This is a genomic window from Bariatricus sp. HCP28S3_A7 (assembly GCF_052066375.1).
Lineage (GTDB): Bacteria > Bacillota > Clostridia > Lachnospirales > Lachnospiraceae > Allocoprococcus.
This window is the reverse complement of sequence record NZ_JBQHSG010000003.1, coordinates 210,997-233,945: the sequence shown is the minus strand read 5'-3', so window position 1 is coordinate 233,945 and position 22,949 is coordinate 210,997. Positions and strand designations below refer to the sequence as shown.

Here is a 22,949-nt window from a genome sequence, read left to right as displayed (position 1 = left end):
GGGATATCCAGCATATATCCCAAAAAGTCCGGCGATATACTACAAAATATGAATTTTTCAAGGTACTATAGGAATAGGGGCAAATTTATTTATGGTTTTGACCCCAATATCAAAAAAATCCGGTTATGATACAATTTCAAGGAAGAGAATCATATTTGATTGGAGTCTGATCGTGGGAAGAGGAGCAGGTCGCGTCCCGGGCGATGATCTATGATTATCTGTGCTGCACGGAGGAACCGCTTCTGGATAAACTTATAATCTATTGGAATTATTCATAAAGGAGGAACAAGAAATGTATTATAAGCAGTATGGAGACACGGATATGAAGGTTTCGGCAGTCGGGCTTGGAACCATGCGGTACGATGAGGAGGACGTAAAGGCGGGACGTTTGGAAAAATGTGCCGAGATTCCGCTCTACGCATTTGAGAAGGGAATCAATTACTGGGATACGGCACCTGCCTATTGTCATGACAAGAGTGAGATCATTACCGGAATCGCACTTTCCCAGGTGAAACGAAGCGACGTGTATGTGACTTCCAAGGTAAATCTCGGAACGTTGAACGAAGATGCAAGCCGGGATAATTTCCGGAGGAGACTGGAGACATCTTTAGACCGGCTGAAGACGGATTATATTGATTTCTATCATATGTGGTGCATGCTGAACCTGGAGTCCTGGGAGAAGCACATGGAACTTTTATACGGTTTCTTTGAAGAGGCGAAGTCAGAGGGACTGATCCGGAATATTGTATTTTCTTCCCATATGCAGGGAAATGATATCGAGAAAGTTGTGGAGACCGGGAAATTTAAGGGAATGCTGATCGGCTACAATGCGCTCAACTACCGGTTCCGCCAGAGCGGGATCAAAGCGGCTCATGAGAATGGAATGGGTGTGGTTGTCATGAATCCGCTCGGCGGCGGTCTGATTCCGCAGAATCCGGATGCTTTTTCCTATCTGACAAGGGGAACGGATCTGACGGTTCCACAGGCGGCGCTCCGGTTTGTGGCCTCCCACAAGGAGATCACGGTTGCGCTGGCAGGATGCACGACGAAGGAACATGTGGATGACGCTGTGAAGGCAGTCGAAAATCTGGAAGAACGTCCGGCAGAGGAAATCTCGGCCATGTATGAGGCAGAAGGTCTTTCTTTCAATAACCTGTGTACCGGCTGCAGTTACTGTAAGGGATGCCCGAAGGAAATTCCAATTCCGAAGATGATGGATGCATACAATCAGTACATACTGACCGGCAAGAAGGATGCAATTACATCCAGAATTGCATATCATTGGGATATTCCGAAAGCGAAAGCGGCAGAATGCATCGGATGCAGAAAATGTGAGAGACAGTGCACACAGCATCTTCCAATCGTTGAGCGGCTTGCCGAGATCGCAGCACTCCCGGACATTGAGGAATAAGGACATAAGAACGATAAGTCAGATGAAGAAGTAAATTAGTAGTTGAAATCTGGTCTCATATGTGTTAGAATTTTTACAATTTGAGAAAGTGGGCGCTCATGGTTGAGGAAAAGACTCCATGAGTGCCTTCTTTTAAGGATTGATGAAGTAAAATACTATGAAGGGATAAGGTGAACATATGAAAGCGTTTCTAATTTTAGAAGATGGAACTGTGTTCGAAGGAACGAGCATCGGGTCGACAAGAGACATGATTAGTGAGATAGTATTTAATACCTCAATGACAGGATATTTAGAGGTGCTTACAGACCCTTCTTACGCCGGACAGGCCGTTGTTATGACATATCCATTGATTGGAAATTATGGGATCACACCGGATATGGAATCGAAAAAAGCGTGGCCGGATGGTTATATCGTAAGAGAATTGTCAAGAATGCCAAGTAATTTCAGATGTGAAGGAACGATTCAGGATTTTCTGAAAGAACAGGATATTCCGGGAATTGCAGGAGTTGATACCAGAGCACTGACGAAGATTCTCCGTGAAAAGGGAACGATGAACGGCATGATCACTACCAATGAGAATTACGATCTGGAAGAGATCATTCCGAAGCTGCACGCGTACAAAGTAGGGGATGTCGTCTCCAAAGTGACCTGCAGTGAAAAATATGTAATTGAAGGAAACGGCCCGAAGGTTGCTCTCATGGACTTCGGGGCTAAGAATAATATCGCAAAGTCTTTAAATCAGCGTGGCTGTGAAGTGACGGTCTATCCGGCTCACACGACGGCTGCTGAGATCATTTCCAGCAATCCGGACGGAATTATGTTATCAAACGGACCGGGAGACCCGGCGGATTGCACCTCCATTATTGAAGAAGTTAAAAAATTATATAATTCCGATATTCCGATTTTCGCAATCTGTCTGGGACATCAGCTTATGGCGCTTGCTAATGGTGCGAAAACATACAAATTAAAGTACGGACACCGCGGAGGAAATCATCCGGTTAAGGATCTGGAGACGGGAAGAGTCTATATTTCGTCACAGAATCACGGATATGCAGTCGATGCGGACAGTCTGGATCCATCTGTGGCAGTTCCGGCATTTGAAAATGTCAATGACAAGACGAATGAAGGAATGGCATATATCGGTAAGAACATTTTCACGGTGCAGTTCCATCCGGAGGCCTGCCCGGGACCGCAGGATTCCGGCTATTTGTTTGACAGATTCATGAAGATGATGGGAGGAACAGAATAATGCCAAGAAATCAGGATATTAAGAAAGTATTAGTGATCGGTTCCGGTCCGATCATCATCGGACAGGCCGCGGAATTTGACTATGCGGGAACGCAGGCCTGCCGTTCTCTGAAAGAAGAGGGACTGGAGGTTGTCCTTCTGAATTCAAACCCGGCAACCATCATGACGGATAAAGACATTGCGGATCGTGTGTATATTGAACCGCTGACAACGGAAGTTGTAGAGCAGCTGATCCTGAAGGAACAGCCGGACAGCGTCCTGCCTACACTGGGCGGACAGGCCGGACTGAATCTTGCGATGGAGCTGGAAGAGGCAGGTTTCTTAAAAGAGCATAATGTCCGTCTGATCGGTACCACAGCAGAGACGATCAAAAAGGCGGAAGACCGTCTGGAATTCAAGGCAACTATGGAGAAGATCGGCGAGCCTGTGGCAGCTTCTCTTGTAGTGGAGAATGTGGACGACGGTGTTGCATTTGCGGCTAAGATCGGATATCCGGTCGTGCTCCGCCCGGCATACACCCTTGGCGGAAGCGGCGGCGGTATCGCACACAATGTGGTGGAACTGGAAGAGATCCTGGCGAACGGACTGAGACTTTCCCGTGTCGGACAGGTGCTTGTTGAGCGCTGCATCGCAGGATGGAAGGAAATCGAATATGAGGTAATGCGTGACAGCAAAGGCAACTGCATTACCGTATGTAATATGGAAAATATTGACCCGGTGGGTGTTCATACCGGAGACAGTATCGTCGTTGCTCCGTCCCAGACTCTGGGAGATAAAGAATACCAGATGCTCCGTACCTCTGCGCTGAACATCATCAGCGAGCTGAACATCACCGGCGGATGTAACGTACAGTATGCGCTTCATCCGGAGACTTTTGAATACTGTGTAATCGAAGTAAATCCGCGTGTAAGCCGTTCTTCCGCGCTGGCTTCCAAGGCGACCGGTTATCCGATTGCGAAGGTTGCGGCCAAGATCGCGCTGGGATATACGCTGGATGAGATCAAAAATGCAGTTACAAAGAAGACTTACGCAAGTTTCGAGCCGATGCTGGATTACTGCGTAGTCAAGATGCCGAGACTTCCGTTTGATAAATTCATCAGTGCGAAGAGAACCCTTACCACACAGATGAAGGCGACCGGAGAGGTCATGAGTATCTGTGATAACTTTGAGGGAGCCCTGATGAAGGCAATCCGTTCTCTGGAACAGCATGTGGATAGTCTGATGTCTTATGATTTCACAGCACTTTCCAGAGAGGAGATCCTGGAAAAACTGGAGATCGTAGATGATCGTCGTATCTGGCTGATTGCAGAAGCAATCCGCAAGGGAATCAGCTACGATGAGATCCATAACATCACCAAGATCGACAAATGGTTTATCGACAAGATCGCGATCCTGGTAGAGATGGAACAGGCACTGAAGACACAGGAACTTACTCCGGAACTTTTAAAAGAAGCAAAACGAATCGAATTCCCGGACAATGTGATCGCGCGCCTGACCGGAAAGAGTGAGCGCCAGATCCATGACATGCGCCATGAAAACGGAATCGTTGCAGCCTATAAGATGGTCGATACCTGTGCGGCAGAATTCGCGGCAGAGACACCGTATTACTATTCCGTATACGGCAGTCAGAATGAAGTGGAAGAGACCAGCGGCAAGAAGAAAGTTCTGGTACTTGGTTCCGGACCGATCCGAATCGGACAGGGAATCGAATTTGACTTCTGTTCTGTACATTGTACCTGGGCATTTGCAAAAGAAGGCTATGAGACGATTATTGTAAATAACAATCCGGAGACGGTAAGTACCGACTTCGATATCGCAGATAAATTGTATTTTGAACCGCTCACACCGGAAGATGTGGAGAGTATTGTGGATCTGGAAAAACCGGACGGAGCCGTGGTGCAGTTCGGTGGCCAGACGGCGATCAAACTGACCGAATCCCTGATGAAGATGGGAGTCCCGATCCTCGGAACCGCTGCGGAAGATGTAGACGCCGCGGAAGACAGAGAACTCTTTGACGAGATCCTGGCACAGTGCAACATCCCGCGCCCGAAGGGAGACACCGTATTTACCGCAGAGGAAGCAAAAGAGGTCGCAAATCGTCTCGGTTATCCGGTATTGGTTCGTCCTTCCTACGTGCTTGGCGGACAGGGCATGCAGATTGCAATCAACGATCACGATATCGACGAATTCATCGGTATCATCAACCGGATCGCGCAGGATCACCCGATCCTGGTAGATAAATATCTCCAGGGAAAAGAGATCGAGGTCGATGCGGTCTGCGACGGCGAGGATATCCTGATTCCGGGAATCATGGAACATATTGAACGTGCAGGAATCCATTCCGGCGACAGTATTTCGGTTTACCCGGCACAGAGCATTTCCGAAGTGACAAAACGCAAAATTGAAGAATATACAAAACGACTTGCCAAAGCGCTGCATGTGATCGGTATGATCAACATTCAGTTCATCGTATGCGGCGAAGAAGTCTATGTTATTGAGGTCAATCCTCGTTCCAGCCGTACGGTGCCGTATATCAGTAAGGTGACGGGTATTCCGATCGTACCGCTTGCAACCCAGGTGATCATCGGACACAAGCTCAAAGAACTCGGCTATACTCCGGGGCTTCAGAAAGAAGCGGACTATATCGCGATCAAGATGCCGGTATTCTCCTTTGAGAAGATCCGCGGCGCGGACATCAGCCTCGGACCGGAAATGAAGTCCACCGGTGAGTGTCTTGGTATTGCAAAGACATTTAATGAAGCACTTTATAAAGCATTCCTCGGTGCAGGTGTCAACCTTCCGAAATATAAGAATATGATCATGACAGTACGTGATGATGATAAACCGGAGGCAGTGGAGATCGGACGCAGATTCCGTGCACTGGGCTACCGCATTTTCGCAACAAGAGGAACCGCAGATTATCTGAATGAGCATGGCGTCAAGGCAATCGCAATCAAGAAAATCGAGCAGGAATCTCCGAACCTGATGGATCTGATCCTGGGACATCAGATCGATCTGGTTATTGATACACCTCCGCAGGGAGCAGATCGCTCCAGAGACGGATTCCTGATCCGTAGAAATGCGATCGAGACCGGTGTCAACGTCCTTACCGCGATGGATACCGCAAACGCGCTTGTAACCAGTTTGGAAAATACCGATATCCGGCAACTTACGTTGATCGATATCGCGAAGATTAAATAAAAGTGCAGGTGAGAATGATGACAAAAGCAAATGAAAGAGAGACGCTCAAAATTGAAAACATGTCCGGAGGAGCAGGCTATATCCTGAAAGAAGTGCTGCTTGGCAAAGAAGAAATGGGAGAGTACTGCAAGCTGTTCGGACAGGTGACTCTCAAACCGGGATGCGAAATCGGATACCATGAGCATCACGGAGAGACAGAGACTTACTATATCGTAAAGGGATCCGGAGTCTATACAGATAATGGGGAAAAATACCCGGTGGAGACAGGGGACGTAACCTTCTGCAAAGATGGAAGCGGACATGGGCTGCTGAATACCGGTGATGAAGATATGGTGATTATTGCATTGATTTTGTTTGTTTAAATCGGACGGCCCCGGAGGAGACACAGGGATTTCTCACTCCGGAGAACGGACAAAATTCGGCAGGCTGTTCGCCCTTTTGGGCGGACAGTCTGCCTTTTTTTGTTCGTTCTAGTCGCAATACAATCCCTGTGTCTCCTCCGGGGCCTGGGGATTTAAGACGGGAATTCGTAGGGGCAAGACGGGAGGGAGTCGACTAAGATCTACTGATTGGATTAAAATGATTTGACGCCTTTGGGAGGCGCGAATCATTTTAGCTTTCATTTTAAAGTATGTGTATAGTTGTTCAGTTCATTCAGGAGTCGGATGTTATCCTGGGGAGACATGATGCAGAAGCGGATGTATTCGCCTTTGAGCTGTTCGAAGGCGGAACAGTCGCGTATCATGAGGCCCTGGCGGATGAGGTGATCGAAGGCTTCCTGGGAGGTGAGGCCGGGGGTGAGCAGGCGGACCAGGATGAAATTGGCGTAGGCCGGGTAGGTTTTCAGGTGGCTGTTGCCTGCCAATGTTTCCAGCATGCGGGCGCGTTCGCTAAGGATCAGGGAGCGGGTTCTGGAAATATAGGATTCGTCGGTGAGCATGAGCCTGCCGGCGAGTGCGCCGATGCTGCTAAGGCTCCATGGGTTCTGCATCTGGATCAGGGATGAGAGAAAATCGTGGTTGCTTGTGGCACCGTAGCCCAGGCGCAGTCCGGGGGCTGCAAAGAATTTGGAGACGCCGCGCAGAACCATTAGTTCGGGATAGTCCGGGACGAGCTGCATGGCGGTGATCTCACTGATGTCGGGAGCAAATTCGACATAGGTTTCATCGATCATGAGAAAGCTTCCGGCACTGCGGCAAGTTTCCAGTATGGTGCGAATCTCTTCCTTGCTGAGGGCGGAGGAGGTCGGATTATTCGGGTTGCAGATGATGACAAGATCGTAGTCATTTTCCCGGATCGTACGGCAAAAATCCGGAATATCCAGATGGAAATCCAGTTCTTCTTTTAAATTATAATAGGAAAGAGTGCTTTCTGTAAGGGTAAGCTCTCGGCTGTATTCGGAATAGGTAGGGCCGAGAAGCAGCGCTTTTTTGGGGCGTCTAGTCTGAATGAGAAGTGAAATGAGTTCCGTGGAGCCATTTCCGACGATGATATGTTCCGGAGATGGAGTTTTGGCATCACAGGAACCGTGTGTGCCAAGATATTGGCTGATCGCAGTCTTTAGTTCGGTGTAATTCCGGTCAGGGTATGAGGACAGGACATCCAGATTCGCGGCGAGCTGTTCTTTTACGTAGGAAGAAAGTCCGAGTGGGTTGACATTTGCTCCAAAGCTTACGATCTGCTCTTTTGGTATGTGGTAATAGGCCTCGACCGCTTCCAGATCGCTGCCGTGAAATTGTGGTTTTGTATTCATAATATAGTTCTCCTTTTCTGAAGTACGTTTTTTCAGATTTGCGTTGCCTGATAAGTCGAATAATGTTATAATTCATTATAATGCCTTTTTGAAAAAATGCAATGCAAGAAGTAGGTGGCTTAGCATGAAGAATAAAATTAAACGATTTTCCAAGGGAGATTTTGGCATGGCCAGACCGGATGTTGTACTTCCGGAGACGAATCTCGTACTGACAATTGGAGAAGGTGAAGTGTATCGCGGATGCTTTACCCTGAAGAACAGGAAAGAAGGAGATATCAGAGGACTTGTATATCCTTCTTCTTTTCGTGTACATCTTGATGAACAGGGATTTGAGGGGAATCCGGTAGAAATCTGGTTCACATATGACGGGAAGGGACTGAAGCCGGGACATGTAGAATCAGGGAAATTTACGATCGTGTGCAGTGGCGGAGAATTTGAAGTAACATACACTGTGATTATAGAGAAACCATATATCATGACTTCTTATGGAAAGGTGCAGAATACCCGTGATTTTAAGAAACTGGCACTTCAGGATTTTACAGAGGCTCAGAGACTGTTCCGTTCCAGAGATTTCTATGAAGTGATTAAGTATGAAGAGCCGCGGATCCGCGCCCTTTATGATAATATGCGAAAATGGTCGCTGGGCGAACAGGCAATGGAAGAGTTTCTGGTGGGAATCAAGCAGAAAGAGTGCATTTTCCTGACAATGGGAAGGACTCAGAGAACGTTCCGTAACCTGAAGGAAGCGACGAAAGAGATCATTCATTTTACAAAGAATACTTGGGGATATATGCCGGTGAGAGTCCATGTGGACGGGAAGTTTATCCAGATCGCAAGAGACAATTTTTCGACAGATGATTTTGTCGGAAATCTGTATGATTTCAGCTATATCATCCATCCGGAGAAGACCCATGCCGGGAACAATTACGGAAAGATCGTGTTTGAGAGTCCGTATGAATCACTGACCTATGAGATCATGGTGGCGGATCACAAGGATCATGCGGAAGACCACAGAGATGCGGATATGATCTTTGCAGAGGTGATGAAGGAGTTTCTCGCCAGCATGTCGGGAAGAATTCCGGTAAAAGAATGGGCGGAACATACGAGAGAGAAGCTCTCGAAGCTGGATATCTACACGGGCGAAGGCGATGTGTATCCGCTGATCGATGCACATATGCACCTGCTCTGCGGAGAGGTCAGCGAGGCAAATGATATTCTGGACGACTATAATTACAGTCGTTTCGGGATTGGAAAGGATGCAATCGTTTCTGCATATTACCTGTATCTTACAGCCTTGATCCGCAAGACAGGAAGCCATGTAAATCGAGTGGTGGAAGAACTGAATAAAGCATATATGAAGCGGCCTAGATCATGGCAGCTTGTCTGTATGCTGGTCGAGATCGATCCGGAATATAAGAATTACAGCAAGAGACTCCACGTTCTGGAACGACACTACTATAACGGAGCGAATCAGATCATCCTTTACTGGCAGGCATACCGCTGTTTCCTGGAACATCCGACTTCGCTGAAGAAGCTCGGCTCTTTTGAGGTGCAGATCCTGAATTTCGCTGTGAAATATAAATTACTCACCAAGGACATTGCGTTTTATATGGCAAATCTTGCGACGCAGCAGAGAAATTACGACAAGAATCTGGATCGGGTCCTTCGAAAAGTGTATGCGATGTATCCGGATACCATGATTCTCACTGCAATTTGTACATTGCTCATCCGCGGAAACAGAACGACTCCGGATTGCTTTGAATGGTATGAAAAAGCAGTCGAAGCCGATCTTAAGATTGCGCAGCTGTATGAGTATTATATGATGACGATCGACGATGATCATCTCAAAAAAGAATTTCCGAAATCGGTATATCTGTATTTTATGCATGGAAATAATCTGAATTATAAAAAAGCGGCGGTACTGTATGCGAATATGATTTCCTATCAGGATGAGACAGGACCATTGTATGCAGCGTATCGTGAACAGATGGAGCGTTTTGCGTGGGAGCAGCTGGAACAGCGGAGAATCAATGAGGCGCTGCGGATCATTTACAAACGCTGCTGCACCGAGCGTGATATGACACCGGAACGGATGAAGGCGATGTACGATATCTGTCATGCTTACGAAGTAAAAACGCCTATGAAGAATATGGCGTATATCCTGGTTCTGGAACCGGATGGGACGATTGGACAGAGAGTGGCCTATAATCCTGCCGGAACGATCGTTTACTTATACAGTAAAGACTCTCGGATCGTGTGGGAGTCCAAGGAAGGAAGGCATTATGTGGATTCGATTCCCTATGATACAATCCGGCTGTTTTATGAAAGCCGTTATATGGGAATTTTCCGCAAATACCAGCTTGAAAACGGCGATGGTGGATACAAGAGAGAACAGGAAGAATTAAACTGGAAGAGTATCCGTGAATATGGAATAGATGCGTTTGAGGAAGCGGATATTTTCCGCCTCTGCAGTATGCGGATCCGGGAAGAAGGATATGAGGAAGACGATTTCCTGAGTTATGTATGCTTTGAACTCTTTAAACGAGATCAGTATGATAAAGTGACACTGACGTATCTTTCCGAATACTATTGCGGCGCTACGGAAGATATGAAGAAATTGTGGCATAAGGCGAGAGATTACGATATTACCACTTATAAACTGTCAGAGCGTATCATCACGCAGATGCTTTTCTCTGAAATGATGTTCGGAGAAGAAGAAATTTTTGCGGATTATTATGAGGGCCGCACCTATTTCCGCCTGAAACAGGCATATCTGGCCTATGTATCGCGCGAGTATGTGGTATGCGGGCGTCAGGTAAAAGGATGCGTTTTTACAATTATTGCAAATGAATACCGGAAGGAAGAGGAACTGGCCGACATCTGTAAGATCGCTCTTCTGAAATACTATTCCAGCCGGGAAGTGCACAAGGAACTGGAGCCGATGCTGAGAGAGTTTCTGAGAGAAATGTGTGAAAAGCAGGTTTTCTTTTCATTCTATTTGAACTATCCCGAAACCTGGCTGAGAGAAGTACAGCTTTATGACAAGACGATGATCGAATATCATGCGAAACCGGGCAGCAAAGTGACGGTATCTTATCAGATCAGGAAAGATGGCAACGACAGTCTGAATTATCAGCAGGAAGCATTAACGCCTGCATATGAAGATACTTATATTAAGACCTGGATTCTCTTTGGAGACGAATCGCTCCGGTATTATTTTACTGAAACCGGAAATGGAGAAGTTACGGTAACGGAGAAACATGTCTATGAACCAAAGCAGGTGAAGCCGATCGGCCGTTACGGAAGGCTGAATGATATGGTCGGATTGAAAGAAGACGCATTGCAGATCGCCATGACCGAATATGCTGCGGAACTGGCGCTGGCGGAAGACATTTTCGTCGCTTATTAAATGAAATTACGGAGTTAAGGTCTTTTGCCCCACGATGCTTACGGATAATTTAAGGAGGAATACTTCATGTCACATGGAAGTATCATAGGATACGATATTAATTCGAAGATTTGCCAGATCAGTTTTCTGAATGAAGAAACGCAGGAACCGGATACACTGGATACCGGGTCGGAGAATCATCAGATCCCGCTGGCAATGACATATTATAAAGAAGTGTGGACATATGGAAAAAATGCGAAAAGAATGGGCAGTGTACGCGGGAGTGTGCAGGTTACCGATATCTGGGAGAAAGCACTGAAAAAGGAACGGCTTCAGATTGCGGGAGAAGAGTTTGAAGCGGTATGGCTTCTGGCAGAATTTATACGGCAGACGCTGCAGTCTTTTGAAAAGATAGAAAGTATCACTTTTACTGTACCGGAGATGAGCGAGGATATTCGTTATTTAATGAAAGGAATCGGGCAGAAACTGGGTGTTATGAAGGAAAATATTTACGTTCAGGATTATAAAGAAAGTTTCTGCCATTATATGTTTAACCAGCCCAAGGAACTATGGCAGTATGAATCGGCACTTTTCTATTGTGATCAGGATGTGATACGTGCTTTTATGCTTCGGGAGCTGAAGACCGGTTACCGGAAAGGAAAGGAAAGCTTTGTGACGGTCGATAAAGTGGCTGAAGCGCAGATGGAAGAGCTGGAATCCGTGTATCCGGTTTTAAATGTGGATAAGGCGAAAGCAGCAGATGAACATTTCAAAAGCTTTATTCAAAGCGTGTTTGATAAGAAAGTGGTTTCCTCCGTCTTCCTGACCGGTGACGGGTTTGAGAATAACTGGTATCCGAATTCGCTGAGAGTTCTCTGCAACGGACGAAGAGCCTTTATGGGAAACAATCTCTACAGCAAAGGTGCATGCTATACGGCGATGCAGCGCAGTATGGATCTGATCGACGGACCAGTCTACCTGGATGAGACGAAGATGACGGAACAGATCTGTCTGAAAATGCGCAGCCGGGGAGAAGAAGGGTGGTATCCACTGGTTGCGTGGGGATCACACTGGTATGAATCGGACCGGCAGTGTGAGGTGCTGTTGGAGGATAATCAGGATATCGAGATTCATATCGAATCTCTGGTAACGGGAAAGCTCCGTGTGGAGACGGTTTCACTGGAAGGGCTTCCGGAACGTAAGAATTATGCCTTGCGGCTTCGGATACGCACGATGTTCACCGATGAACGGACCTGCCACATAACATTTGAGGATGTGGGATTCGGAGAATTCTTCCCGCCGACGGGATTTTTTACGGAAAAAGTGATTGAATTAGGAGGAAGCAATGGGCAGTTTAATTCTTTGTCATAAAAAACGCGCGAAGCATCCATATGAAATAACCCGTATCCACAAGCGGATTTATACAATTGAAGAGCTGTGCTATTACCTCTGTAATAACCTGTATCTGATTGATTATACGATTATCAACGAACAGCTTTGCCGCTGGATCCGGGATGAACTGGAATTGGTTTCGTTGGCGGAGTCTTTGATGGAAATGTTGAAAAATCATGTTTCTGTGGAGCAGTTTGTACTGTATGTCCTGAACGATGCCAAGATATATACTCAGGGCGAACTGGCTCATATTCAGAATGTGCTCGAAAAGTTGAAAAACCAGAAAGAAGTGGAACGCCAGAAATACAAGGCTGACACACTTATGGAAAGTGGAGAGTTGGAGTCCGCGATTCTTGTCTATATGTCGATCGTGAACAGTGAGCGGGATGACAGCGTGGACAAACGTTTTTATGGAAGAGTATATGCCTGTCTTGCGAGTGCATATGGAAGAGCGTTTCTTTACGAGGAATCCGCCAGGATGTACGAGAAGGCATATAAGATATGTGAAGACAGCCGGATGCTGGAAGGATATGTCTATGCCTGCTACCGGTATATGCCGGTGGACGAGTATCAGAAAATGATCTCAGGAAACCAGATTTTCCTTGAAGTGGATAATAAACTTGCAGAAAAAATTGCCAGGGAAAAGGAAAAAATTTCGTTAAAGGCATCGCCGGAGCTTCTGGAAGAGTGGAAGAGAGAATACAGAAGAGGGTAAAAAAGATTGATTTTCTATATTCGGTGTATTATACTCTCTTTGTAATAAGAATTAATATGAAAAATTGACTACATTCAATTGAACAGGAGAGACAGACCAATGAGCAGACTTGAAAGAGTTGAGACAGGATTAGGCGAAGAGTGCGGTGTGTTTGGAGCTTACGATATGGATGGTGGAGATGTCGCGCCGTCGGTGTATTATGGGCTATTTGCTTTGCAGCACCGTGGACAGGAGAGCTGCGGTATTGCAGTGACCGATACGTATGGAAAGCGGAAAGTGCTCTTCAAAAAAGGGCTTGGGTTGGTCAATGAGGTTTTTGATGAAGAATGCCTGGAAGGCCTGAAGGGGAATCTTGGGGTAGGCCATGTAAGGTATTCTACGGCAGGCGGTACAAGAGCTGAGAATGCGCAGCCGCTTGTCATTAATTATGTGAAAGGAACTCTTGCAATCGCGCATAACGGGAATCTGACGAATGCGGTGGAACTCCGGCATGAACTGGAATATACGGGAGCTATTTTTCAGACAACGATCGATTCCGAAGTGATCGCATATCATATTGCAAGAGAACGTCTGAAGACACCGAATGCCGAGATGGCGGTGAAGAATGCCATGGGGAAGATTAAAGGTGCGTATGCGCTGGTGGTCTCCAGTCCCCGTAAGATGATCGGGGCAAGAGATCCGTTCGGATTCAAACCGCTTTGTATCGGAAAACGTGATAATACGTGGTTCCTTGCTTCAGAAAGCTGTGCACTGGCTGCTGTGGGGGCAGAGTTTGTGCGCGATGTAGAGCCGGGAGAAATCGTGAGCTTTACGAAAAATGGAGTTACTTCGGATAAGAGTATGGCGATCGCACCGGAGAAACAGGCGAGATGTATTTTTGAATACATCTATTTTGCAAGAATGGACAGCACGATCGATAATGTCAACGTTTACCATTCCCGTATCATTGCCGGGAAAGCGCTGGCTGAATCGTATCCGGTTGAGGCGGATCTTGTGGTAGGTGTTCCGGATTCGGGACTTGTTGCTGCAAAGGGGTATTCCGAACAGTCGGGAATTCCCTACGGAATGGCATTCCATAAAAACAGCTATGTGGGCAGAACGTTCATTAAACCGAAGCAGAGTCAGAGAGAATCCAGCGTTAAGATCAAGCTGAATGTAATTGAAGAAGTGGTGCGCGGAAAGCGGATCGTTATGGTGGATGATTCCATCGTGCGTGGGACAACCTGCGCAAATATTATCAAAATGCTGAAAAAAGCCGGCGCAAAGGAAGTTCATGTGAGGATCAGTTCTCCGCCGTTTTTGTATCCGTGCTATTTTGGAACCGATGTGCCTTCGAATGAACAGCTGATCGCACATTCGCATACAACCGAGCAGATTCGTGAAATGATTGGGGCCGATTCACTTGGTTATATGGAAATTGCGAAATTGAAAGATATGGTAGGCGATCTGTCATACTGTGATGCCTGCTTTACCGGCAGCTATCCGATGGAAGTGCCGGGAAAAGATGTTTCACATGCGTTTGAAGAATAATTGATTTATTCCCGAATGCATTCAAATATGAAAAGTATATGATAAGAGAGGAAGAAACTATGGGATACGACAGATATCAAAGTCCGCTTTCCGAGCGGTATGCAAGTAAGGAGATGCAGTATATTTTTTCTCCGGATATGAAGTTCAGAACCTGGAGAAAGCTGTGGATCGCTCTGGCTGAGACAGAAAAAGAACTGGGACTTAATATTACGGACGAACAGATTGAAGAGCTGAAGAGCCACGCGGATGACATTAATTACGAAGTGGCCAAGGAAAGAGAAAAAATCGTGCGCCATGACGTTATGTCACATGTGTATGCATATGGACAGCAATGCCCGAAAGCAAAAGGAATCATTCATCTTGGAGCTACTTCCTGCTATGTCGGCGATAATACCGATATCATCATTATGTCAGAAGCTTTGAAGCTTGTGAAAAAGAAACTGGTAAATGTAATTGACGAGCTCTCCAGATTTGCGGATCAGTATAAGAGTCTGCCGACACTTGCATTTACTCATTTTCAGCCGGCGCAGCCGACCACGGTGGGAAAGAGAGCAACACTCTGGATGCAGGAATTCACCATGGATCTTGCTGATCTTGACTATGTTCTCGGAAGCCTGAAGCTTCTCGGATCAAAAGGAACGACCGGAACCCAGGCAAGTTTTCTGGAGCTGTTCGAGGGAGATCAGGAGAAGATCGATAAGATTGATCCGATGATCGCCCAGAAGATGGGATTCGAGGCATGCTATCCCGTATCCGGACAGACTTATTCCCGTAAAGTTGATACCCGGGTAATGAATGTCCTTGCCGGAATCGCAGCAAGTGCACATAAATTCTCCAATGACATCCGTCTCCTTCAGCATTTGAAAGAGGTAGAAGAGCCGTTTGAGAAGACACAGATCGGTTCTTCCGCAATGGCATACAAGAGAAATCCGATGAGAAGTGAACGAATCGCATCTTTGTCAAGATATGTGATGGTTGATGCACTGAATCCTGCGATTACTTCTGCCACACAATGGTTTGAAAGAACACTGGATGATTCTGCAAATAAACGTCTCAGCGTTCCGGAAGGCTTCCTTGCGATCGACGGTATTCTGGATCTTTGCCTGAATGTTGTGGATGGACTGGTTGTATATCCGAAAGTTATTGAAAAACGTCTGATGTCTGAGCTCCCGTTTATGGCTACAGAGAATATTATGATGGATGCAGTAAAAGCCGGTGGAGACCGTCAGGAACTTCATGAAAGAATCCGTGAGCTTTCTATGGAAGCAGGGCGTAATGTGAAAGAAAAAGGACTGGACAACAATCTTCTGGAACTGATTGCGCAGGACGATGCGTTCAACCTGAGCCTTGAAGACCTTCAGAAGACCATGGATCCTTCTAAATATGTAGGACGTTCTCCTGAACAGGTGGATGCATTCCTGAAAAATGTAATTGCGCCTATTCTGGAAGAGAATAAAGAACTTCTTGGAGTCAAAGCCGAAATCAATGTATAGTGGTCAGATTGTTAAAAGTTTGGATATATTGACGAAAATTAAGAAATAGAAAAAATCTATAATAAAATCGTAATGTGCCAAACCGCGTAAAATGGGCGGTTTGGCATTTTTGTTGGATTATATGACAATTTTAACATTTTGCAAAAAGACAATATGCACAAAAATGATTGTTTTGAACAAAAAAACTTGAATAAATTAGACAAATACGATATTATAGATATAACAAATGATATTCATAAAAAATATCTATGAGACAAAAAAGGAGGGTATGTTGTGTACGAAGTATTTAACAGCATGGTTTTGAAAGTCAATGATTTATTGACTGGATCGGTTCTTCTGATTGCCCTTGTGGGAGCTGGTATCTGGTTCTCGTTCAAATTAGGGTTTATTCAGGTGAGAGGTTTTGGCGAAAGTATGAGGAGAACATTCGGAGGATTGTTTTCCAAAAAAGGTGATGCAGGCAAGGACGGTATGTCATCTTTTCAGGCTCTTGCAACCGCAATCGCAGCTCAGGTAGGTACAGGTAATATCGCCGGTGCCGCAACTGCAATCGCAGTTGGTGGTCCTGGAGCGATCTTCTGGATGTGGATCAGTGCATTCCTCGGAATGGCAACGATCTTCGGTGAGGCTTGCATGGCTCAGAAGTATAAACAGGTCGGAGAAGACGGAACAGTTACAGGTGGTCCTGTTTATTACATCCGTGCAGCATTTAAGGGAACGTTCGGAAAAGTATTTGCAGCTATATTTGCAGTCCTGATCATCTTGGCGCTTGGCTTTATGGGAAATGCAGTTCAGGCGAACTCCATTGCAGCATCATGGAACACCGCTTTCGGAATTCCGAAGATCGTTATGGGTGTTATCATTGCAATCGCTTCTCTGTTCGTATTTACAGGTGGTATGAAACGTATTGCGAAAGTTACAGAGACGATCGTTCCGATTATGGCAGCGTTCTATATTATCGGTTCTCTGATTGTTATTTTTGCTAACTTTACAGCAATTCCTGGAGCATTCAAGGACATCGTAGTTGGCGCTTTCAATCCTTCAGCAGTTGCCGGTGGTGCACTTGGTGCAACGATCAAACTTGCAATCACAAAAGGTGTTGCCAGAGGTCTTTTCTCTAACGAAGCTGGTATGGGTTCTACCCCGCACGCTCACGCTGTTGCGAAAGTAAATCATCCGGTTGAACAGGGATTCGTAGCTATGGCAGGTGTATTTATTGATACATTCGTAATCCTGAACCTGACAGCACTCGTTATTATCACAACCGGTTCCAGAGCAACCGGAAAGACCGGTGCTGAACTTAGCCAGTATGCTTTCTCTACATTATACGGTAAGTTTGGTGAAATCTTTATTGCAATCTGTATGTTGTTCTTCGCATTCTCTACCATTATCGGATGGTATTTCTTCGGAGAAGCAAATATCAGATACCTGTTTGGCGGAAAAGCAGTTAAGATTTATTCAGTACTTGTTTGTGTATGCGTAGTATTTGGTTCTCTTCAGGAAGTGGAACTCGTTTGGAATATGGCAGACTGCTTCAACAGTTTGATGGTTCTTCCTAACATTATAGCTCTATTGGCATTGACGGGAACAATTAAGGAAGTATATAACGATTACTATCATAATTTCCTGCCAAAGCAAAAGAAGACAAGCAAATAATTCCAATATGTAACGGAATATATTTATTGAAAAAATCTATAATAAAAAGTGTAAAAATCTATAAAAGAGACTAGCATTTTAATTTTAGATGTGTTATACTGACTTTGTTAAAAAGAGTATCGTTAATATATGAACGATATCAAGTTTAATGCAGTTAACTGAATAGTAGGCAGATATTTCCTGTGAGAGAATTGCGTACATAACAGCAGTCGCCGAAGATGCAAACCGGATGTCGGATAATGTAAGCTGATCTTGACAAGGTGAAACTTTCAGGCAAAAGGAACAGGAAAGGTACTACACTCTGAATCCAGGCAGTTTGTGGATAGAAGCAGGAAACAGAAGGACGACAAAGCAGTAAAATGTTTGTGTCGTCCTTTTTTAAAAGCATTTTGTCCGGGTGCTGTAAACAGAACCGTTCGCTGTGTACCGTCAGGTACGGCTCCGACAGTGATGATTCGGAAACTGATTAATCAACATTTATTACTGAAAGGTGAAGACAATGAACGACGGATTTCTAATTATTACGAACAACACTCTGGTAAAGGAAAAACTTGGTGAGAATTACCATGTTGAATATGAGGATCTTTCCTATGAAGATACTTTGAGAAAAGTTCGTGACAGAGTGTATCTCGGACATAAGCTTCTTACACATCCTCTTTCGGGAAGTGTAAAACCGAACGAGACACCATACAAATCAGTGATGATTTCTATGAAACCCGGTGAATTAGATATGCGATCTATGGAAATCATAGAGAATGCAATCCATGCATGCGGCAAATTCCAATTCAAGTCGGACAAGTACAAACCGGAAGTGTATGATGATTTCAGATTGATTGACTGCACGCTGCTGGAAAGCGCGTTACCGTCCGCTGAATGCTGGACATAAACAAAGGCTATAGAAGTACGAAAGTACTTTTGGGGCATATAGTAAACAAATTTTTTAAAGGAGGGAATTTACAGTGATAAGATTAGAAATGGGTCACATTTTCATCAAGGACATTCAGTTCGCAGCTGAGTCCAAAATTGAAGACGGAGTTCTTTATGTATCCGAAGAAGCTGTAAAAGAAATCGTTCTCGAAGACGAGAAGATCAAAAGCGTAAAATTTGATATTGCCAGACCGGGCGAAAGCGTACGTATTACGCCGGTTAAAGACGTTATCGAACCACGTGTTAAGGTTGAAGGAAGAGGAGGAGTCTTCCCGGGTGTTATCGCGAAGGTTGATACAGTAGGAAGCGGTAAGACATATGCACTGAAAGGCATGGCTGTTGTTACAGCTGGTAAGATCGTTGGTTTCCAGGAAGGTATCATCGATATGACAGGCCCGGGTGCTGATTACACACCATTCTCTAAACTGAACAACTTTGTAGTTGTATGTGAACCTGTTGAAGGAATCAAACAGCATGACTATGAAAAAGCTGTTCGTCTTGCAGGATTCAGAGTAGCTGTTTACCTTGGTGAACTTGCTCGTGAACTTACACCGGATGAGACAAAAGTTTATGAAACATACGGCGTGATGGAAGGAAAAGAAAAATTCCCGAACCTGCCGAGAGTAGCTTATGTTCAGATGTTACAGAGCCAGGGACTTCTTCATGACACCTATGTATACGGTGTTGACGCAAAGAAGACACTCTCTACAATCATGAATCCGACAGAAGTTATGGACGGAGCTATTGTATCTGGTAACTGTGTATCTGCATGTGATAAGAACCCAACTTATGTACATGAGAACAACCCGGTAGTTCATGACTTGTTCGAGCAGCACGGAAAAACTATCAACTTTGTATGCCAGATCCTTACAAACGAAAACGTATACCTTGCTGACAAGATGCGTTCTTCTGACTGGACAGCTAAGATGTGCCGTTTCCTTGATCTGGATGCAGTTATCGTATCTCAGGAAGGTTTCGGTAACCCGGATACTGACCTTATTATGAACACCAAGAAGATCGAAGCTGAAGGCGTTAAGACTGTAATCATCACAGACGAATATGCTGGACGTGATGGAAAATCTCAGTCACTTGCTGATGCTGATCCAGCTGCAGATGCAGTAGTAACCGGCGGAAATGCTAACCAGGTTATCGTACTTCCGAAGCTTGACAAAGTAATCGGAACTCTGGATTATGTAAACACAATCGCTGGTGGTAACGAACATTCACTTCGTGAAGACGGAACAATCGAAGTTGAAATTCAGGCTATCACAGGCGCTACAAACGAAACAGGTTTCAACTACTTAAGCGCACGATAGGAAGGGAGGACGTAAAACAATGAGTAAACTTAGAGTTGTACATTATATCAATCAGTTCTTCGCTAATATCGGTGGAGAAGAAAAAGCTGATTACCCGGCTGAACTTCGTGTTGGCGAAGTAGTAGGACCAGGTATGGCACTTGCACAGAAATTTGGAGAGGAAGCAGAAATCGTTGCTACGATCGTTTGCGGTGACTCTTACTTCAATGAAAATCTTGAAAAAGCAAAAGCTGATATCCTTGGATGGGTTAAAGAACAGGCTCCGGATGTATTCGTAGCTGGACCAGCTTTCAACGCTGGACGTTACGGTGTAGCCTGCGGTACCATCGCAGATGCAGTTCAGGAAGAACTTGGAATTCCTGCAGTGACCGGTATGTATGTTGAGAACCCGGGCGCTGATATGTTCAAAAACAAAGTATATATGGTTTCTACAAAGAACAGCGCAGCTGGTATGAGAGATGCGGTTGGCAAACTTGCTCCACTCGCTCTGAAACTTGCTAAAGGCGAAAAGATCGGTGCTTCCTGCGAAGAAGGCTATATGCCGAACGGAATCCGTGTAAACTTCTTCGAGAAGAAACGTGGATCTCAGAGAGCAGTTGAAATGCTTCTTAAGAAACTTGCTGGAAAACCGTACGAAACAGAGTATCCGATGCCGACATTCGACAGAGTTGCTCCGAACCCGGCTGTTAAAGACCTCAGCAAAGCTACAATCGCTCTGTGTACATCAGGCGGTATCGTACCGAAGGGAAATCCGGACCATATCGAAAGTTCAAATGCTTCTCACTATGGCGAATACGATATCACAGGTGTTATGGATCTGACAGAAGAGACATACGAGACAGCTCATGGCGGATACGATCCGGTATACGCTAATGAAGATGCTGACCGTGTACTTCCTGTTGACGTACTCCGCGAACTTGAAAAAGAAGGCGTTATCGGAAAATTACACAACAAGTTCTACACAACAGTTGGTAATGGTACTGCAGTTGCTTCTGCTAAAGCTTTCGCTGACGAATATGCTCAGAAACTGATCGCTGACGGCGTAGATGCAGTTATCATGACCTCTACTTGAGGTACCTGTACACGTTGCGGTGCAACGATGGTAAAAGCTATTGAAGCAGCAGGACTTCCGGTAGTTCATATGTGTACTGTAACTCCAATCTCTATGACAGTTGGAGCTAACAGAATCGTTCCTACAATTGCTATTCCTCATCCACTTGGAAATCCGGCTCTGGATAAAGATGAAGAATATGCACTTCGTAAAGACCTTGTTATGAAAGCATTAAATGCTTTGACAACAGAAGTTGAAGATCAGACAATCTTTGACAAATAAGCATAATTGTTAAGAAAAAATATTTGCAAAATACTAGTATGATTTAAAATTGTGTGGTATAATGTAAATAGATGGGATGTAATCGCGATAACTTAGTTATTGTGACGAATCGGATAATCTTAAAAATATGTGAAGGAGAAATGCGTTATGAGTAAAATTTATGACGTAATTGTCCTGGGTGCAGGACCGGCAGGCTTAGCTGCCGGTCTGTACGCAGGAAGAAGCCGTCTTTCTACATTAGTAGTAGAAAAAGGCAAAGATGGCGGACAGATCGCTATTACAGATGATATCGAAAACTATCCTGGACAGATCGTTGAAGGTGAGAGCGGACCGTCTCTTATCGCCAGAATGACACAGCAGTGTGAGAAATTCGGTGTTGAGCGTGTGTCAGATGTCATCAATGCGGTTGAGCTTGAAGGCGACGTTAAGAAGCTGAAAAGCGCAAAAGGTGAGTACTGTGGAAAGACAGTAATCATCGCAACAGGAGCTTTTGCAAGACCGATCGGATGCAAAGGCGAGAAAGAATTCATGGGCAAGGGCGTTTCTTACTGCGCTACCTGTGACGCAAACTTCTTTGAAGATTTTGAAGTATTCGTAGTTGGCGGCGGCGATTCAGCTGTTGAAGAAGCTATGTATCTTACAAAATTTGCAAGAAAAGTTACGATCATTCACAGACGTGATGAACTTCGTGCAGCTAAGTCCATTCAGGAGAAAGCATTTAAGAACGAAAAACTTCACTTTATGTGGGATTCCGTTGTAGAAGAAGTCGGCGGTGAAGGCATTCTTTCATGGATGAAAGTTAAGAATGTTAAGACTGGTGAAGTTACCACGATTGAAGCAGATGAAGAAGACGGAATGTTTGGTGTATTCGGATTTATCGGAACTCTGCCAAGCACAAAGATCTTCGAAGGAACTCCTCTTCAGCTTGATGAAAGAGGATATATTCCGACAGACGTTGATATGCATACAAATATTCCTGGTGTATTCGCAGCAGGTGATGTACGTGTAAAGAGCCTTCGTCAGGTTGTTACTGCAGCTGCTGACGGAGCAATCGCAGCTACTCAGTGCGAAAAATATCTTAACGAACATGAATAATTAGACTTCGAGGAGGAACAGATCAATGTTAGAAGTAGATAAAAATACATTTAAAACAGAAGTACTTGAAGCAGAAGGCTACGTTTTTGTAGATTTCTTCGGTGATGGATGTGTACCTTGCCAGGCTCTTATGCCGTTCGTACATGAAATGGCAGACAAATATGGCGATAAGCTGAAATTCACATCTCTGAATACTACAAAAGCTCGTCGTCTTGCTATCGGACAGCAGATCTTAGGACTTCCGGTAATGGCTATCTACAAAGATGGACAGAAAATAGAAGAAGTTGTTAAAGAAGATGCTACTCAGGAAAGCATCGAAGCAATGATCAAAAAATATATCTAATTTTTTGAACGCCGGATTTGATCGGCAAAATGACCGGGAATAACCGGTAAACAAGCGAAAATGCGTACAAAGCCATCGGGCTTTTACGGAAATGCAATTGGCTTGCATTTCATTAATAAAAAATAAAATGAAGGGAAGGAGGAAAAAC

General features: G+C 45.1%; 16 protein-coding genes and 1 riboswitch. Of the genes, 15 read left to right on the top strand and 1 reads right to left on the bottom strand.

Annotated features, from left to right (window positions below; genetic code table 11):
- Positions 1-292 precede the first annotated feature (292 nt).
- The 4 genes from ACTNA4_RS03685 (at position 293) to ACTNA4_RS03670 (ending at position 6,222) form a co-directional block, all read left to right on the top strand.
- A complete protein-coding gene (locus tag ACTNA4_RS03685) occupies positions 293-1,411 on the top strand; it encodes an aldo/keto reductase (RefSeq protein WP_441028577.1) in 1,119 nt (372 codons plus the stop codon).
- Between the two features lie 178 nt (positions 1,412-1,589).
- The gene (locus ACTNA4_RS03680; RefSeq protein ID WP_441015722.1) at positions 1,590-2,660 is read left to right on the top strand and encodes a carbamoyl phosphate synthase small subunit; all 1,071 of its coding nucleotides are present in this window, start codon (positions 1,590-1,592) and stop codon (positions 2,658-2,660) included.
- Positions 2,660-5,860 (top strand): carbamoyl-phosphate synthase large subunit, encoded by a 3,201-nt coding sequence (gene carB / locus ACTNA4_RS03675; protein WP_441028575.1) that lies wholly within the window; start codon positions 2,660-2,662, stop codon positions 5,858-5,860. Before ACTNA4_RS03680 ends, carB begins: the two co-directional genes overlap by 1 nt.
- A 17-nt stretch (positions 5,861-5,877) precedes the next feature.
- A complete protein-coding gene (locus ACTNA4_RS03670) occupies positions 5,878-6,222 on the top strand; it encodes a cupin domain-containing protein (RefSeq protein ID WP_427805871.1) in 345 nt (114 codons plus the stop codon).
- A 257-nt stretch (positions 6,223-6,479) separates the two neighbouring features.
- Here the strand turns inward: ACTNA4_RS03670 and ACTNA4_RS03665 are convergent, their stop codons facing one another.
- Entirely contained in the window at positions 6,480-7,613 is a 1,134-nt protein-coding gene (locus ACTNA4_RS03665; protein WP_441028573.1) for a pyridoxal phosphate-dependent aminotransferase, read from the bottom strand.
- 124 nt (positions 7,614-7,737) lie between these two features.
- On the opposite strand from ACTNA4_RS03665, the gene ACTNA4_RS03660 reads away from it, so the two are divergent.
- The 11 genes from ACTNA4_RS03660 (at position 7,738) to trxA (ending at position 22,801) form a co-directional block, all read left to right on the top strand.
- Complete coding sequence (locus ACTNA4_RS03660) at positions 7,738-11,022, top strand: DUF5717 family protein (protein WP_441028571.1); 3,285 nt, start codon at positions 7,738-7,740, stop codon at positions 11,020-11,022.
- Between the two features lie 66 nt (positions 11,023-11,088).
- The gene (locus ACTNA4_RS03655) at positions 11,089-12,372 is read left to right on the top strand and encodes a DUF5716 family protein (RefSeq protein ID WP_427805773.1); all 1,284 of its coding nucleotides are present in this window, start codon (positions 11,089-11,091) and stop codon (positions 12,370-12,372) included.
- A complete protein-coding gene (locus tag ACTNA4_RS03650) occupies positions 12,347-13,108 on the top strand; it encodes a hypothetical protein (protein ID WP_441028569.1) in 762 nt (253 codons plus the stop codon). The genes ACTNA4_RS03655 and ACTNA4_RS03650 overlap by 26 nt, the downstream gene beginning before the upstream one ends.
- 99 nt (positions 13,109-13,207) lie before the next feature.
- The gene (purF, locus tag ACTNA4_RS03645; RefSeq protein WP_427805771.1) at positions 13,208-14,638 is read left to right on the top strand and encodes an amidophosphoribosyltransferase; all 1,431 of its coding nucleotides are present in this window, start codon (positions 13,208-13,210) and stop codon (positions 14,636-14,638) included.
- Between the two features lie 59 nt (positions 14,639-14,697).
- Positions 14,698-16,131, top strand: coding sequence for an adenylosuccinate lyase (gene purB / locus ACTNA4_RS03640; RefSeq protein WP_441015731.1), 1,434 nt, complete (start codon positions 14,698-14,700; stop codon positions 16,129-16,131).
- A 294-nt stretch (positions 16,132-16,425) separates the two neighbouring features.
- On the top strand, positions 16,426-17,787 hold the full coding sequence (locus tag ACTNA4_RS03635) for an alanine/glycine:cation symporter family protein (protein ID WP_427820386.1): 1,362 nt from the start codon (positions 16,426-16,428) through the stop codon (positions 17,785-17,787).
- 171 nt (positions 17,788-17,958) lie between these two features.
- Positions 17,959-18,082, top strand: a riboswitch (glycine riboswitch).
- Between the two features lie 204 nt (positions 18,083-18,286).
- Positions 18,287-18,673 carry a GrdX family protein gene (locus ACTNA4_RS03630; RefSeq protein WP_427805869.1) on the top strand — a complete coding sequence of 129 codons (387 nt, stop codon included), beginning with the start codon at positions 18,287-18,289 and terminating at the stop codon, positions 18,671-18,673.
- A gap of 76 nt (positions 18,674-18,749) precedes the next feature.
- Positions 18,750-20,030, top strand: a complete 1,281-nt coding sequence (locus tag ACTNA4_RS03625; RefSeq protein ID WP_427805868.1) for a glycine/sarcosine/betaine reductase component B subunit — start codon at positions 18,750-18,752, stop codon at positions 20,028-20,030.
- Positions 20,031-20,049: 19 nt separating this feature from the next.
- Entirely contained in the window at positions 20,050-21,363 is a 1,314-nt protein-coding gene (grdB, locus tag ACTNA4_RS03620; protein ID WP_441028567.1) for a glycine reductase complex selenoprotein B, read from the top strand.
- Positions 21,364-21,510: 147 nt separating this feature from the next.
- On the top strand, positions 21,511-22,458 hold the full coding sequence (gene trxB / locus ACTNA4_RS03615) for a thioredoxin-disulfide reductase (protein ID WP_427805768.1): 948 nt from the start codon (positions 21,511-21,513) through the stop codon (positions 22,456-22,458).
- 25 nt (positions 22,459-22,483) lie between these two features.
- The gene (gene trxA / locus ACTNA4_RS03610; RefSeq protein ID WP_427805767.1) at positions 22,484-22,801 is read left to right on the top strand and encodes a thioredoxin TrxA; all 318 of its coding nucleotides are present in this window, start codon (positions 22,484-22,486) and stop codon (positions 22,799-22,801) included.
- Positions 22,802-22,949: the final 148 nt, after the last annotated feature.

Coding starts and splice junctions, on each gene's coding strand:
- ACTNA4_RS03685 (WP_441028577.1), top strand. CDS start 293: ATGTATTATAAGCAGTATGGAGACACGGATATGAAGGTTTCGGCAGTC.
- ACTNA4_RS03680 (WP_441015722.1), top strand. CDS start 1,590: ATGAAAGCGTTTCTAATTTTAGAAGATGGAACTGTGTTCGAAGGAACG.
- carB (WP_441028575.1), top strand. CDS start 2,660: ATGCCAAGAAATCAGGATATTAAGAAAGTATTAGTGATCGGTTCCGGT.
- ACTNA4_RS03670 (WP_427805871.1), top strand. CDS start 5,878: ATGACAAAAGCAAATGAAAGAGAGACGCTCAAAATTGAAAACATGTCC.
- ACTNA4_RS03665 (WP_441028573.1), bottom strand. CDS start 7,613: ATGAATACAAAACCACAATTTCACGGCAGCGATCTGGAAGCGGTCGAG.
- ACTNA4_RS03660 (WP_441028571.1), top strand. CDS start 7,738: ATGAAGAATAAAATTAAACGATTTTCCAAGGGAGATTTTGGCATGGCC.
- ACTNA4_RS03655 (WP_427805773.1), top strand. CDS start 11,089: ATGTCACATGGAAGTATCATAGGATACGATATTAATTCGAAGATTTGC.
- ACTNA4_RS03650 (WP_441028569.1), top strand. CDS start 12,347: ATGGGCAGTTTAATTCTTTGTCATAAAAAACGCGCGAAGCATCCATAT.
- purF (WP_427805771.1), top strand. CDS start 13,208: ATGAGCAGACTTGAAAGAGTTGAGACAGGATTAGGCGAAGAGTGCGGT.
- purB (WP_441015731.1), top strand. CDS start 14,698: ATGGGATACGACAGATATCAAAGTCCGCTTTCCGAGCGGTATGCAAGT.
- ACTNA4_RS03635 (WP_427820386.1), top strand. CDS start 16,426: ATGGTTTTGAAAGTCAATGATTTATTGACTGGATCGGTTCTTCTGATT.
- ACTNA4_RS03630 (WP_427805869.1), top strand. CDS start 18,287: ATGAACGACGGATTTCTAATTATTACGAACAACACTCTGGTAAAGGAA.
- trxB (WP_427805768.1), top strand. CDS start 21,511: ATGAGTAAAATTTATGACGTAATTGTCCTGGGTGCAGGACCGGCAGGC.
- trxA (WP_427805767.1), top strand. CDS start 22,484: ATGTTAGAAGTAGATAAAAATACATTTAAAACAGAAGTACTTGAAGCA.